The organism is Streptomyces sp. NPDC059455 (assembly GCF_042750115.1).
In the GTDB taxonomy this organism is placed as follows: domain Bacteria; phylum Actinomycetota; class Actinomycetes; order Streptomycetales; family Streptomycetaceae; genus Streptomyces; species Streptomyces endocoffeicus.
On sequence record NZ_JBHYVB010000033.1, the window covers coordinates 32,748 to 46,844 of the forward strand.

Below are 14,097 nucleotides of genomic sequence, written 5' to 3' on the forward strand. Positions count from 1 at the left end.
CCTCTCTCCCTCTCACACCCCCCCCCACACTCACATAACGCCCCCCCACCACACACACCCCCCCCCCCACCCCCCCACCCCAGTCAAGAATGGCTAAGCTGTCCCCATGGCACGACCTAGGAAGTTCGACGAGCAGCAGGTACTGGACACTGCCCGGGAGCGGTTCTGGTCGGGTGGGTACGCCGCCACGCGAATGGAAGACATCGCCGAGGCAACGGGGCTCGGCAAAGGCAGCCTGTACGGCGCGTTCGGCGGAAAGCAGGAACTGTTCCACCGTGTGTTCGACGATTACTGCGGCTCCGTCGTCGACGCTGTGAGCCGGCAGCTGCGCGGCAACGACGCGGACGCCTACGCGCGGCTGTCCGCCCACGTGTACGCGGTGGCGGCGGCGACTGCCGCGGACACCGCCCGCCGCGGATGTCTGTTGGCCAAGGGCGCCGCCGAGCTGGCCGAACACGACGAGACGGTGGCCAAGCGGGCGCGCGCGGCCATTGAGGCGCTGCGGGCGCTACTGGAGGACGACATCGCAGCCTGTCAGCGCAATGGCGATATTGCCGCGGACGCGGATCCGGGAAAGCTGGCTGCGCTGGTGCTCGCCGTACTGCGCGGCATCGAAGCGCTGGGCAAGGCCGGAGCGAGCGAGGAGACGCTGACCGATATAGCCCGGACAGCCCTTGCCGTACTGCCCCGCCCCGCTCACTGAGCTCCTTCACACCCACCGGATCATCCGTATCTGCGAACGCCAGGGCACCCCCTTCCTGGCCGACCTCGCCTGCCAAGGAGGAGGTCCCTGGGTCACCACCGGCGTCAAGCCCCGGCCGCACCACGGCCTCACGCCCGCTGCAGCCCGAACCGCATGACGTCAATCGCCAAAGCCGTACTCACCCCGGAGCGGCACCGCTGAAGAAGCTCAGTGGTCCGCGGCGACGCCCGAGAGCTCGTTCGTGCTCTTCGGCAGGGTCACCGACGCGAGCTTGTCGCCCGATTCGAGGTCGACGGCGTACACCTTGCGCTTGTTCGGTTCGGAGACGTACGCGGTGTGTCCGCGGACGAAGAGGGTGGGCCTGGCCTGCTGCCAGTCCAGCGGCTCCTGCCACTCGTCCACGACGGGGATCTCCTTCTCCACCTTGCCCGTTTCCGGGTCGATCACATGGAGGGTGCCGTTCGTGGCGAGGACGAGTGCCTCGCCATGGGGTCCGCGCCCCAGCGAGCGGAACGAGTAGCTGGTGCCCAGGTCGACGAGGCGCAGCTTCCCGGTCCCGGTGTCGATCAGCGACACACGGGTCGGCCGCTCCAGTTCGGCTTCCGGGTCGGTCTTGTAGTCGCCCAGGAGGACCGGTGACGCGTCGCTGCCCGCCTGGTTGCCGATGCGGCCGTAGTCGTCGGGGGCGTCGGCCTTGGTGAACTCGCCGTCCTTGTAGATCAGGACGCCGTCCTCGCAGCCGACGGCGACGGCCTCGCCCTTGACCGCGGCTTCGCCGTGGACTCCGGGGCAGTTCTCGTTGCGCTTGATCTCCTTGTTGTTCTTGTCCAGAACGAGGACGCCGGTGCGCTTCTCCTCGTTGCCGAGGGTGCTGAGGAGTTCGCCATTGCTCAGTTCGATGGCGACGCCGTGGTGCGGCTCGGCGGAGGTGTAGCCGCGGCCTTCAGGCTCCTTGCCGCCGGCGAGGTCGTCGGGGTCGAAGACCTCGACCTGACCGGTGCCGTCGGTGAACAGGACCGTCTTGCCCGCGTGCCGTACCACGTGCCCGGGTTTGGCGCCCTGGTAGGTGATGTCGGTCAGGGTCTGTTCTGCGGCGTTCATGACGCGGAAACCGCTGTCGGTGGAGAGGATGACATGGGAGTCGTCACCGGCCGGGTTGACGCGGTTGAAGCCGGGCAGCTCAATCGTCTTGGCCAGTGTCAGTTTCTCGCCGTCCAGGACGTACAGCCCGCCGTCGAACGTGGCGACCAGCGGGTCCTTGACCTCGGCGGCCTTCGTGCCGGCACGGTCCCGGGCCTTCGCGCCGGACGAGGAGGTGTCCTCTCCCCCGCAAGCGGTCAGGACGGCGGCAGCCGCCAGGGCGAGGACCGTGCCCGTGAGGGCTCTGTCGCGTATCGGCTTGTTCACCGGTGTGTTCCCTTCCGGGCCGCGATGCCGCGGCGTGGGGTGTGGGTGGTCGACGGCGGGCCGGCCGGTGTCCGCAGGGGGTCAGTCGCCGGTCAGGCCGTCGGTCATGGCGGTGGTGTTGGCGCGCATCATCTGCAGATAGGTGCCGGCGCCCTTGCCCTTTTCGGTCAGCGATTCGGAGTAGAGCTCGATGACCCTCACCTGGCCGCCCAGCTCCGTGCGCAGCACCTCGGCCAGCCGCTTGGGCTGGGAGGAGTCGGCGAAGACGGTGTGCACCCCGGCCTTGCGCATGGCCAGGGTGAGCGAGCGCAGATCGGAGGAGCTGGGCGAGGCCAGCGTCGTACCGCTGGGGATCACCGCGCCGATCACCCGGAAGTCGAAGCGGTCGGCGAGATAGCCGAAGACGTGGTGGTTGGTCATCAGCGCCCGCCGCTGCCGGGGGATGCCGTCGAAGGACTTCTCCATCCACGTGGTGAGGCCGGCGAGATGTTCTTCGTAGCGGGCGGCGTTGTCGCGGATCGCCTTCTCGTCCACGCCGTCCACGTGCTCCACCACCCGGTCCGCGATCATGCCGACGGCCTCGCGCACCCGGTCGGGGTCGGTCCAGAAGTGCGGATCGGGCTGCCCGGCCTCCCCCTCGCGGCCACCGTCGTCGTGCGCCTGGAAGGTGAGGGGGTCCACCGCCTTGCCGACCTCGAAGGTGGCCGCGCCGGACTCGCGGGCGGCGGCCACGTGCCGCAGTACGTTCTCCTCCAGGCCCAGCCCGTTGAAGACCACGAGGTCGGCGCGCTCCAGTTCGGCGGCCTGCACGGCCGACAGACCGAAGGAGTGCGGGTCGGCGTTCGGTTTCATCAGCACGGTGACCTCGGCTTCGCCGCCGACGACCTCCCGGGTGATGTCGCCGAGGATGTTGGTCGTCACCACGACTCGGGGCCGGTCGTCGCCGTTCGCGCAGGCGGTCGCCCCACCGGCGCAGACGAGCGTGAGCAGGACGAGCAGCAGAGTGTGCGGCCGCCGCGCCGCTCGCGTCCGTGCCGTCATCGCCCGGTCTCCACCATCAGGTCCGGCTCGATGTCCAGGCCGAAGGAGCGCGCGATGCGCAGGTTGTCGTTGTAGTCGATCTCGTACACGCGCTTGCCCGCCGGGTCGTTGAGATAGGCGCGGCTGCGGTCGATCTCGATGACCGGTCCGGAGGCCCCGTCGGTGCCGCCCTCGGGGGCATCCGTCAGGAGCGGCTTGGTCCGGGACATGTGCTTGCCGGTGGCGATGTCGTAGCCGTGGAGCGACCGGTCGGCCTGGAGGACGATCAGGACGGAGCCCTCGCCCGCGGTGTTCGCGGCGGCCACGGGCCCGGTCCTCACCCGTGTCCAGGTGCGCTCGGTGATGTCCAGGACCCATACGGCCCGGTCCCCGGCCGGTGCCGTGAGCGTGTCGCTGCCGGCCCGGTGGCGGAAGTCCGCGGCCCGTTCCTTCTCGGGCACGTCACGTCCGTAGACGATCTTCTCGGCCGTGAACCTGCCGTCGGATTCGCGTACGAGCAGGGCGCCGTCCGCGCATCCGAGGACGACTCCGCGCCGGGTGACGGCGTCGCCCCGAGGGTCCTCGCACGCCGCGTCCGGCGACGCGACGCGTTTGCCCGCGCGGTCGTACACCACCACCTTCGGCGCGCCCTTCTCGTCGTCGGTGAGAGCGAGCAGGTGTTCCGCGTACGGCACGACAGTGCCGGTATGGGCTCCGGCGAGCGCGCGGGAGGATCCGAGCTTTCCCTTCTCCCATTCGGTCCGGCGGTAGATCGTGGCCCGGCCCACCTCGTCGGTCACCGCGGCCACGGCGGCGTCGCCGCGGACCTGGCTTCCGGGGCCGCCGGGGATCCGTCCGACGTCGCGGATCCGCGCACGGTAGTAGTGCACATGATCACCGTGGTCCACCATCCAGGCGCCGCCGTCGAGGACGTGCGTACCGCCCGCGCTGTGGAAGTAGCCGAACCGGCCGTCCGTGGTGAGTTCGGTGGTGCCCGCCCTCCGGGACACCTCGTGCACCTTTCCGGTGATCAGGTCGAGTACCCGGGTGTCGCCGGTCTCCGGGTCGTTGAGCAGCAGTCGGGACTGCTGCTCGGCGGTCTCCTGTGCCCCCGCCACGTACCCGTGCGGAGTGGAGGCCGAGGACCTCGCTTCCGGGGCGGACGCGTCGCCGTCCTGGCCCGCACAGCCCGTGGAGAGCAGCGCCACGGCCGCGAAGGCGGCCGACGCCCGAGCGGTGGCGTTTCTTCGTATCGACAAGGGGATCGCCTCAGGCTTCTTTCAGTCGGTTGTCGCGGCATGAGCGCCGGGCAGGCGGGCACGGCGGCGGTGGTGGAGGCCGGATACCAGATGGGAGAGGAAGAACAGGCTCACCGCGAGGGCCGAGACGGTCGCCCCGGCCGCGGTGCTCAGGTGCCAGGACAGCAGGAGGCCGCCGAAGGTGGCGGTGATGCCGAGCAGCGCCGCGAGGACCATCACGCCCCGCACACTGCGCGCCCAGGGCAGAGCGGCCGCCGGCGGAGCGATGAGCAGGCCGAGGACCAGCAGCGTGCCCACGATGTGGAAGGAGGCGACGATGGCCAGCGCCAGCAGGCCGAGCAGCACGGCGTGGGCCAGGCGCGGGCGCAGACCGAGCGTCCTGGCCTTGCGCGGGTCGAACGCCAGGGCCAGGAAGGCCCGATGGCCGAGGGCCGAGACGGCGAGCGCCAGCAGCAGCGCCGCGCCCAGCAGCGCCAGGTCCTCTTCACGGACGGCGAGGACGTCACCGAAGAGGAACCCGGTCAGGTCGACCGCGAAGGACTGCGAGCGCGACACGATGATGACGCCGAGCGACAGCATCCCCACGAAGAGCAGGCCGATCCCGGTGTCCTGGGACAGCCTGGGGGTGCGGCCGAGCGCGGTGACGCCGACCGTCATCACGGCCGCGCTCAGCACCGCCCCCACCAGCGGATTGCCACCCATCAGCGCGGCCAGCGCGACTCCCGGCAGCAGCCCGTGGGACATGGCGTCGCCGAGGAAGGCCATCCCCCTGAGCACCACCCAGGTGCCTGCCAGGGCGCAGATCGCCGACACCAACATCCCGCCCCACAGGGCCCGTTGCACGAAGGTCACCTCGAAGGGACCCGTCAACCACTCCATGCGAGCACACTACAATGAAAACCATGTTCAAAGAACAGGGGTCCTCTCCCGCCACCGCCAAGGACCGTTCACCCCGCGTCCGCTTCCGCGAGCTGTCCGCCGGCTACCCCGGCCGCGCCGTCCTCCATCAACTCGACGCCCACATACCGGCATTGGCCATCACGGCGCTCGTCGGCCCGAACGGCAGCGGGAAGTCCACCCTGCTCGGGGTCCTGGCCGGTGTGATCCGGCCGACATCAGGCGAGCTCCGCCACGACGGCGACCGGCCACCGGCGTTCGTCCCGCAGCGCGGCGCCGTCGGTGACGCACTGCCGCTGACGGTCAGGCAGACCGTCGAGATGGGGCGCTGGGGCGACCGCGGACCGTGGCGCCGACTGACCCGGCTGGACCGCGCCACGGTGGACACCGCCATGCAACGGCTGGCCATCACCGACCTCGCCACACGCCAGCTCGGAGAACTCTCGGGCGGACAGCGGCAGCGCGCCCTCATCGCCCAAGGGCTCGCCCAGGAGTCGGACCTCCTGTTGCTGGACGAGCCCACCACGGGACTCGACCCCGAGGCACGAGAGCGGATCGCGACGCTGCTGACGGAGCTGGTCACCGACGGAGTGACCGTCGTCCAGGCCACCCACGACCTGGAAGCCGCACGCTCGGCCGACACCTGCCTCCTGCTCCACGACGGTCACCTGGTCGGACAGGGGGACCCCGAGCAGCTTCTCACCGCCTCGACGCTCGCCCGGATCTGGCAACCGGCGTGAGACGGCGGTGGCCACGCCTACCGCGGCCACACCTACCGTGACCACCACCGCCACGCCTACCGTGACCACACCGCCACACCCGTCGTGGCCATTTCACACCACTGCCCGGCGCCGATGAGATCGGCCGGCCTCTGATAGCCGCCCCTGCCCGGGTGCGCGCCGTCGCCGGCCTGCCGAAGGAAAGGACGAGCCGGTTGTCGGAACGGGGCACGTCCGCGGCAGGATCTCCTGTCGGCCGCGACGCAGGACATCCTCGGAGGTGTTACGCCTGACGCCCAGGTTGAAGCCGGTGATGTCCCCACCGGTCGCCTCCAGCACCCTGCCGACCCACCCCCGGTGTTCCGGGTCGCCGATCCCCTGGACGTAGCAATCCCCGATGAAGCAGCTGCGCATGCTCCCGATCATGCGGCCAACCCTGGAGACCGGCCTGGCGGCAGTGTGCCCGGGCTCGAGGGCCGGACACGATCGGGGTTACCGGTCATGGCTGCTGGCCTGGCGGGCAGCGTCGGTGCCGGATGCGGCCGGGCCGGTGCGGAGCGACACTGGCGGGGAGGGCAACAGCCGTGATGCGGAGTGTGCGTATGGATGGGCTGCCATCCGTCTGGGAGAGCGCGCGATGAACACGCCCCACCGGCGCCGGGGCGCCCAGGGCACCCCGAGGGTGCGGGACCTGCCCACCCGCATCGACGCCACCGGCACCCGACGGGAGACGGACGCGCTGGGGAGCGTCGAAGTCCCGGCCGACCGGTACTGGGGCGCCCAGACCCAGCGGGCCCTGGTCCACTTCGCGATCGGTGACGACCGCGTGCCCAAGGCGGTCTACCACGCGTACGGCTATGTGAAGAAGGCCGCCGCGCTGGTCAACGGCCGGGAGGGGCGGCTGGCCGGGTGGCAGGCGGATCTGATCGCGCATGTGGCCGACGAGGTGGTCTCCGGCGCGCTGGACGACCACTTCCCGCTGTATGTGTGGCAGGCCGGCTCCGGCACCCAGACCCATATGAACGTCAACGAGGTCATCAGCAATCGCGCGATCCAGCTGGTCGGCGGCGTCCTGGGCAGCAAGGAGCCGGTGCACCCCAACGACCACGTCAATCTGGGCCAGTCCTCCAACGACACCTTCCCCACGGCCATGCACATCGCCGCGGTGCGCGTCCTGCACGACCCGCTGCTGCCACAGGTCAGCCTGCTCCAGGAGGCCATCGCCGCCAAGTCCCGCGCCTGGTACGACATCGTCAAGACCGGCCGCACCCATCTGCGGGACGCGGTCCCCCTCTCCGTGGGGCAGGAGTGGTCCGGCTACGCCGCCCAGCTCTCCGACGCGCTGGAGCGGCTGCGGGCCACCCTGCCGGATCTGTACCAGCTCGCCATCGGTGGCACGGCGGTCGGCACCGGTCTGGGCGCCCCCGAGGGCTTCGGCCCGGCGGTGGCGCGGGAGATCGCCGGGGCCACCGGCCATCCGTTCAAGGTGGCGTCCAACTCCTTCGCGGCGCAGAGCGGTGTGGACACCATGGTGGCCGCCTCCGCCGGGTTGCGGGGCCTCGCCGTCCCCCTGATGAAGATCGCCGACGATATCCGCTGGCTCGCCTCCGGCCCGCACGGCGGGATCGGGGAGCTGACGCTGCCCGCGAACGAGCCCGGCAGCTCCAGCATGCCCGGCAAGGTCAACCCGACGCAGTGCGAGGCCATGATGATGGTGTGCACCCAGGTGCTCTCCGACGACGCCGCCGTGGCACACGCGGGCACCCGGGGGAACTTCCAGCTCAACGCGGCCCGGCCACTGGTCATCAGCGACTTCCTGCACTCCGCCCGCATCCTCGCCGACGCCTGCGAGAAGCTGCGCGCGTACTGCGTCGAGGGCATCGAGCTGAACCGCGAGCGGATCGACGAGTATCTGGCCCGTTCGCTGATGCTGGTCACCGCGCTGTCCCCGCGGATCGGCCACGACAGGGCCGCCGAGATCGCCCGTAAGGCCGCCGCCGAGGGAACGACCCTGCGCGAGGCGGCCATCGCCAGCGGCCATATCGGCGCCGAGGACTTCGACCGGATCGTGGACCCCCGGAAGATGGCCCGTCTGCGCGACGGCTGAGGTCATCGGCGTATCCCGTGCTCGGCCAGCGGCCCCACCGCCAGCCCCCCTGCCCGGCACTCCGCCACCACCACGGGCAGCGCGGCCAGCGTGGCGCGCCAGCAGCCCGTGGCCGCGGCGCGGTCGGTGTCGTGCAGCAGAACGGTGGCCCCGCCGCGCAGATCGCGCCGTACGGCGGCGGCCACCGACCCCGGGGTGGCGTCCTCGGTCCAGTCGCGCCCCCAGGCCGACCAGAGGACGGGGGTGAGTCCGGACCGGGCCGCCGCCAGCCAGCGGCCACCGGTGAGAATGCCGTACGGCGGCCGGTACCACCGCGGCACCGCGCCGGTGGCCAGCCGGATCGCGCGGGCGGCCCGGGCCACCTCGTGGGCGTCCCGGGACACCATGGGCAGCCAGGGGCGGCTGTGGGTCCAGCCGTGGACGGCGAGCTCATGGCCCCGGCGGACGATCTCCAGCGTGGTGTGCGGGAAGCGCGTCACGCCGTCCCCCAGGACGAAGAAGGTGGCGCGGACGCCGAGCTCGTCCAGCACCTGGAGGAAGCGCGGGGTGGTGCGTGGATCGGGTCCGTCGTCGAAGGTGAGGGCCACATGGTCGCGCCGCCCGCGGCCCGCCAGGGCGGGGAACAGGACGCCCCGGGGCCCGGGCAGCCAGGTGCCGGCGGGGGCGAGGTGCGCGGCCGCCGCGAGCAGCGCGGCGTTGCGCACCAGGACACCGGAGCGGTGGCGCACGCTCATGGTGTCCCCTCGCCGCCGGGGCCGCTCCGCCCGCCAGGGCCGCTCCGCCCGCCGGGGAGCGGTGTCCCGGCGTTCCGCGGCGGTTCGGGGACGGCCCGGTCCCAGCCGCCGCACATGGCGGGCGAGCGGGTCAGGCCCACGATGCCGGCCGCCATCAGCAGGATCCCGGCCACTTCGGGCACGATGCGCGGCCCCAGCTCGATGCGCTCGCCGAACAGCATCCAGCCCAGCGCGATGCTGACCAGGGCGTCGCCGAGGGTGAGCGCGGGCTGCGAGGCGGCCAGGGTGCCCGCGCGCAGGGTGCTCTGCAGCAGCAGAAAGCTCAGCAGTCCCACGGCGCACACCGCGTACAGCGGCCAGTCGGTGAGCACCGCCACCACCCCACCGGCGAACCGCCCGGTCAACTCCTTGATCAGCGCCGCCGTGCAGGCGAAGCAGGCGGCGGTGGCGCTGCCCAGGGTGACGGCGCGCGCGGCCCCGCGCAGCACCCGGGCCACCGCGATCAGGGCACCCACGACGATGGCCACCACCACGCCCACGGGCATCCAGCGGCCGTTGCGTGCCGTGGGCGAACCGCTGGAGGGGTCGGCCGCCACCAGGAAGAGCGCGAGCCCGGCGGCGAGCATCACGAACGACAGCCAGGTCCGGCCGTCCGGGCGGTGGCGGAACACCAGACTGCCGACCACCAGGGTGAACAGCAGCTCGCTGACCAGCAGCGGCTGGACCACGGAGAGCCGCCCGACCGCCAGCGCGCCCACCTGCGCCACCGCCGACACCATCATCGCGGCGAGACCGGCCAGCCAGAACGGGCGGCGCAGCAGCCGCGCCAGCCGCAGCAGGTTCCGCATCGGCCCGTCGTCGCCCCGCTCCTCCCGGGCCTGGTCCATCGCGGCCCGCCGCTGCAGTACCGAGGCCGCGCCGTTGCCCAGGGCGGACAGCAGGGCCAGTACGACGGTCAGGGCGCTCACCGGGGGTCACCCGAAGCGTGTGGCCAAGCGGTGGTACAGCCGGGGGGCCAGGGCCCGGACCACCGCGGGCAGCCGCATCCAGGCCGGTACGTACACCTCGTCCCGCCCGCGCTCGACCGCGTCCCAGACCGCGTCGGCGATCCGCTCGGGCGGCAGCGGGCGGGGCAGCCGCCGGGTGTACGGGGCGCCGCGCCGGGCGAAGAACGGGGTGTCCACCACGCCGGGGACCACATGGGTGACGCGCACACCGGCCCGGCCCAGCTCGTGGCGCAGGGCGTCGGCGAAGACGCCGAGGGCCGCCTTGGCCGCGGAGTACACCGCCTCGCCACGCACCCCGACGGTCCCGGCCACCGAGCCGATCAGCACGATGTGTCCGCGCCGCTCGGCCTCCATCCGGGGGACGACCATGCGGACCAGGCGCATCGCGGCGAGCAGGTCCACGCGGACCACCTGGTCGATGGCGGCGGGCGGCATGGTGGCGAAGGGGCCCGCCCAGCCCACGCCCGCCCCCGCGACCAGCAGATCCACCCGTCCGGCGGCCCGGAGGGCGTCCCTGAAGAGCGCCTCCGGACCCTCCGGTGCGGCCAGGTCGACGGGGAGGGCGAGGGCCGACGTCCTGGCGGCCACGCGGTCGAGCCGTTCCCGGTGGCGGCCGCTGACCAGCAGCCGCCATCCGCCCTCGGCCGCGATCCGGTCGGCGATGGCGGCCCCGATGCCCGAAGAGGCGCCGGTCACCAGCGCGACCCTCGTCCCGGTGGCCGCCGGATGCCCGGTGTCCCGCACCTGGCCGCGATCCAGGGGTGTGTCCGGGAGGGGGCGGATCATGGCATCTCCCTGTCTCGCCGCCGACCGGCCGCTGGTCCTGGGGCACCTGGTCCTGGGTCACCGGCCGTCGAGCGCGCGGTTTGACGGCATGCGGAGCGGATACCTCCAGTGAGCCATGAGGAGCCGCGCCTCGCACCATCGGAGGTGGTCATGCACCCGCTGCCGGCACGCTTTCTCGTTGTCAGCGCCGGGATGGGAGCCGGACATGACGCGGTCGCCGCTGAGCTGGTCCGCAGGCTGGAGGACCGGGGGCAGGGGGCCGGCCGGGTGGATGTGCTGGAGTTGTTGCCGCACCGGATCGGGGCGGGGCTGCGCTCGTTCTATCGGACGGCCATCCGCCGCGCCCCGGTGGTGTACGAGGGCATCTACCGGGCGTTCTTCCGCCCCGGCAAGGGCCCCCGGCCGGGCAGCGCCCCGCTGGCGGCGCTCGCCGAGGACCGGCTGCTGGCGCTGGTGGAGCGGGAGCGGCCGGATGTCGTCGTCCCGGTGTTCCATCTGGCCGCGCAGCTGACCGGCAGGCTGCGGGCGCGCGGGGCCCTGGGGGTGCCCAGCGCGGTGGTGGTGACCGATTTCGCGGTGCACCGCCAGTGGCTGCACCCGGGCAACGATCTGCATCTGTGTGTCACCCCGGACGCCGCGGACACGGTGCGCCGGGCGCTGGGCCGCCCGTCGGTGGCCACCGGGCCGGTGGTGGCGGCGCGCTTCTTCGGCCCGGCGCGGGGGGCGGCGGGGTGGCGGCGGCGCTTGGGCGCGCTCGCGCCCGGGAGGCCGCCGGTGCTGCTGTCCGTGGGGGCGTGGGGCGCGGGCACACGCGTGGCGGACACCGCGCGGCTGATGTCCGGGGCGGGGTATCTGCCGGTGGTGCTGTGCGGCCGGGACGAACGGCTGCGCGCCGAGCTGTCGCGCCGCCCGGAGGTGGCGGCCCTCGGCTGGGAGCCGGACATGCCGGGTCTGCTCGCCTCCGTACGGGCCGTGGTGGACAACGCGGCCGGTCAGACCGCGCTGGAGGCGCTGGCCACCGGGGTGCCCGTGATCGGTTACCGCCCCATCCCGGGCCATGGCCGCGAGGGCGTCCGGCGGATGGCCGCGCTGGGGCTCTCGGACCACGCGCGGGACTCGTGGGAGCTGCTGCGGCTGCTCGATGCGCTCACCGAGCCCTCCGCGTGGCGGGAGCGCCGCATCGCCGCGGGCCGCCGGCTGTTCGCCGACGACGCCGCCGTCCGGCTGACCGACGCGGTGGCCCGGACGGCCGCGAGGTGAGATTCCGCGCATGCGATGCCGACCGGCCGACGGCGACTGGTGGCATGCTCGGCCTCGACCCATTCGACCTCGGGAACGCCGCGTGGAGCACCGCCCCCCGCGCGCGAGTTGTCCCCGTGCGGTCCCGCGGGAGTTCCCGAACGACTGACGGAGGCACCACCCGATGGGAAGTCATCTCTTCGCCGAGCTGGCCCGGCGCACCCTGGACGACGCGCGTCACGAAGTGGAGGTCTACGGACAGGAGATCCCCGAGTACCGGTTCGTGGAGCACGACGGCCGGCGACGAGCCGAGGCGCTGGACTACGCGGTCTGGCTCAGACGCCGCACCCTGGACTTAGCCCCCGAGGGAACCCCCCTCGCTCAGGAGGACCTCGACCACATCGCGTCGATGGGCGCGTCACGGGCCAGGACGGGGATGTCCGCCGCGTCCCGGCGGCGGGTCCTCGGTCTGCACACCAACCTCATGCTCCGGGAGATCCAGGAGGCGTCCGGCCCGGAGAACACCGAGGAACTGATGCGGGTCATGGTCTGGTTCACCGCGCAGGGCACCCGCGGCATCGACGCCTACACCCGCGGCCATGCGGCGGAGCAGAAGCGCCGCCTCCCCTTCGTCGCCCGGGTGGGCGCCCTCGCCACGGCCCTCCTCACCGACGACACCCTGGCCCCGGGCCTCGCCCGCGCCGTCGGCATGACCCCGGCCGCGTCGTACGAGGTGGTGGTCCTCCGCGTCCCCGGGCGGCCCGCTCCGGCCGCCGGAGGGCGCGAGGGGATCGTCGAAGCCCTGCTGGCCCATCACCGGATGCCGATCGCCTGGCCCCGGGCGGAGGAACTGGTGGCCCTGGTGCCCGTCGACCAGGACCGCGCCCCTGATGTGGCCCGGCCGGGCCGCGGCTGGTCGGCACGGGAGCGGGCGCTCGCCTTTGTGCGCGACGCGGGCGAGGCGGTGGCGCGGCCCTGCGCGGTCGGCACCAGTACGGGCCGCGCCCGCGCGCTGGCCGACGCGTACGCCCGTGCCCGGCGCATCAGTCTGGCGGCTCCGCTCCAGCCCGTGCCCCGCCGCCTGCACACCCTGGCCGATGTCTTCATCGAACTGGCCGTCGCCGAGGACCGCGACATCGACAGCTGGCTGTCCGGCATGGCCCGGACCCTCGCCCGGGGCCCCGAGCTGCTCGCCACTCTGGAGACGTACTACGCCCATGACATGCACCGCAGGAACACGGCCGCCGCGCTGAACATCCATCCGCGGACCCTGGACTACCGTCTTCAGCGGGTGCGCCGGCTCACCGATGTCGACCCCGGATCCGCCCGTGGCGTACGCATCCTGAGCACCGTGGTCGCCAGGGCCGCCTCCGGCGCCTGGACGGCATGAGGCCGGTGCGCCGACGGGACGTAGGCCGCCCGGGAATCCCCCGGCGGCCTACGAGCCCCCCCGCCGCCCGTCCTCAGAGCTCGCAGTTGATCTCGACTTCGGCGTCACAGCGGTCGATCCCCGGGCCGCCGTTGGCCACGTCGTAGCCGGGACCGCCGATCAGGGTGTCGTTGCCGGAGTGGGACGCGTTGTCGGGGCTGTCGCCGAAGAGGTAGTCGTTGCCGGTGCCGCCCGTGATGTTGTCGTTGCCGTTCTGGCCGCTCACGCCGAAGTACGTCCCCACCGACACATTGGTCGGGTCGCTGGGGTTGAAGTTGTCCGAGCCGTCACCAAGGCAGACCACGGCGGAGGTGCTGATCAGGTCGGAGAAGACCCAGTCGTCCCCCGAGAAGGCGTTGACGACGCTGCCCGGGGTGCCCCAGATGGCATTGGCGTTCTTGTCCCCCTCGATCGTGGCGGTGAGCGGGACGCCCGTCTTGGGGTCGGTGCAGGTGGTCGCCGTCGGCGCCTTCGCCGGGGCCGCCGCCTGAGCGGCCCCACCGGTGCTGAGGGCGGCACCGGTGAGGGCCGCGGTACAGGCCAGCAGCGCGGTGACGCGTCTGCTTCCGTGTCGGGTCATGCGGTGTTCCTCCTCGGAAGGGATGCGGAGTGACGCCGCACAGCCTTCCGCCCGGCCACCCGGCACGTCTTCGTGAACCAGGGAGAAAACACCCGCCCGCCACGGGCGCGGAACTGTCATTCCGCGCAACCGGCCCCGGGGACCCCCGGGGGTGCACCACCTGGGGCCGCGGGGCAGGGGGCGGCCCCCCCCTGGTGGGACCGGCCGGGG

At 72.7% G+C, this 14,097-nt stretch carries 13 protein-coding genes and 1 pseudogene; 6 read left to right on the forward strand and 8 right to left on the reverse strand.

All coding sequences use genetic code 11. From position 1 onward, the window contains the following. Positions 1-106: 106 nt before the first annotated feature. Both ACFXB5_RS14615 and ACFXB5_RS14620 read left to right on the forward strand, forming a co-directional pair. Positions 107-703: a TetR/AcrR family transcriptional regulator gene (locus ACFXB5_RS14615; protein ID WP_385207026.1), complete on the forward strand. Its 597-nt coding sequence runs from the start codon at positions 107-109 to the stop codon at positions 701-703. A gap of 10 nt (positions 704-713) precedes the next feature. Then, positions 714-904: pseudogene (locus tag ACFXB5_RS14620) on the forward strand (IS5/IS1182 family transposase); the annotation flags it as partial. A gap of 6 nt (positions 905-910) precedes the next feature. Here the strand turns inward: ACFXB5_RS14620 and aztD are convergent. The 4 genes from aztD to aztB form a co-directional block, all read right to left on the reverse strand. Further along, the gene (gene aztD, locus ACFXB5_RS14625) at positions 911-2,110 is read right to left on the reverse strand and encodes a zinc metallochaperone AztD (RefSeq protein WP_385207029.1); all 1,200 of its coding nucleotides are present in this window, start codon (positions 2,108-2,110) and stop codon (positions 911-913) included. Positions 2,111-2,191: 81 nt separating this feature from the next. Then, the gene (gene aztC, locus ACFXB5_RS14630) at positions 2,192-3,151 is read right to left on the reverse strand and encodes a zinc ABC transporter substrate-binding protein AztC (protein ID WP_385207034.1); all 960 of its coding nucleotides are present in this window, start codon (positions 3,149-3,151) and stop codon (positions 2,192-2,194) included. Continuing rightward, entirely contained in the window at positions 3,148-4,389 is a 1,242-nt protein-coding gene (locus tag ACFXB5_RS14635) for a hypothetical protein (protein WP_385207037.1), read from the reverse strand. Before ACFXB5_RS14635 ends, aztC begins: the two co-directional genes overlap by 4 nt. A gap of 21 nt (positions 4,390-4,410) precedes the next feature. Then, positions 4,411-5,268 carry a zinc ABC transporter permease AztB gene (gene aztB / locus ACFXB5_RS14640; RefSeq protein WP_385207040.1) on the reverse strand — a complete coding sequence of 286 codons (858 nt, stop codon included), beginning with the start codon at positions 5,266-5,268 and terminating at the stop codon, positions 4,411-4,413. Positions 5,269-5,282: 14 nt separating this feature from the next. Here aztB and aztA point away from each other — a divergent pair, with 14 nt between their 5' ends. After that, entirely contained in the window at positions 5,283-6,026 is a 744-nt protein-coding gene (gene aztA, locus ACFXB5_RS14645) for a zinc ABC transporter ATP-binding protein AztA (protein WP_385207043.1), read from the forward strand. A 616-nt stretch (positions 6,027-6,642) separates the two neighbouring features. Further along, positions 6,643-8,112 carry a class II fumarate hydratase gene (locus tag ACFXB5_RS14650; protein ID WP_385207046.1) on the forward strand — a complete coding sequence of 490 codons (1,470 nt, stop codon included), beginning with the start codon at positions 6,643-6,645 and terminating at the stop codon, positions 8,110-8,112. A gap of 2 nt (positions 8,113-8,114) precedes the next feature. On the opposite strand, the gene ACFXB5_RS14655 is transcribed toward ACFXB5_RS14650, so the two are convergent. Genes ACFXB5_RS14655 through ACFXB5_RS14665 form a run of 3 tightly spaced genes read right to left on the reverse strand, consistent with a single transcriptional unit; the run spans position 8,115 to position 10,639 of the window. Continuing rightward, complete coding sequence (locus tag ACFXB5_RS14655) at positions 8,115-8,846, reverse strand: polysaccharide deacetylase family protein (protein ID WP_385207049.1); 732 nt, start codon at positions 8,844-8,846, stop codon at positions 8,115-8,117. Beyond that, positions 8,843-9,814: a DMT family transporter gene (locus tag ACFXB5_RS14660; protein ID WP_385207053.1), complete on the reverse strand. Its 972-nt coding sequence runs from the start codon at positions 9,812-9,814 to the stop codon at positions 8,843-8,845. Before ACFXB5_RS14660 ends, ACFXB5_RS14655 begins: the two co-directional genes overlap by 4 nt. Before the next feature lie 6 nt (positions 9,815-9,820). Continuing rightward, complete coding sequence (locus tag ACFXB5_RS14665) at positions 9,821-10,639, reverse strand: SDR family NAD(P)-dependent oxidoreductase (protein ID WP_385207055.1); 819 nt, start codon at positions 10,637-10,639, stop codon at positions 9,821-9,823. Positions 10,640-10,789: 150 nt separating this feature from the next. Here ACFXB5_RS14665 and ACFXB5_RS14670 point away from each other — a divergent pair, with 150 nt between their 5' ends. Both ACFXB5_RS14670 and ACFXB5_RS14675 read left to right on the forward strand, forming a co-directional pair. After that, a complete protein-coding gene (locus ACFXB5_RS14670) occupies positions 10,790-11,899 on the forward strand; it encodes a galactosyldiacylglycerol synthase (RefSeq protein WP_385207058.1) in 1,110 nt (369 codons plus the stop codon). A gap of 163 nt (positions 11,900-12,062) precedes the next feature. Beyond that, complete coding sequence (locus ACFXB5_RS14675) at positions 12,063-13,268, forward strand: PucR family transcriptional regulator (RefSeq protein WP_385207061.1); 1,206 nt, start codon at positions 12,063-12,065, stop codon at positions 13,266-13,268. A gap of 73 nt (positions 13,269-13,341) precedes the next feature. Here ACFXB5_RS14675 and ACFXB5_RS14680 read toward each other — a convergent pair whose 3' ends face one another. Beyond that, the gene (locus tag ACFXB5_RS14680) at positions 13,342-13,887 is read right to left on the reverse strand and encodes a hypothetical protein (RefSeq protein ID WP_385207064.1); all 546 of its coding nucleotides are present in this window, start codon (positions 13,885-13,887) and stop codon (positions 13,342-13,344) included. Positions 13,888-14,097: the final 210 nt, after the last annotated feature.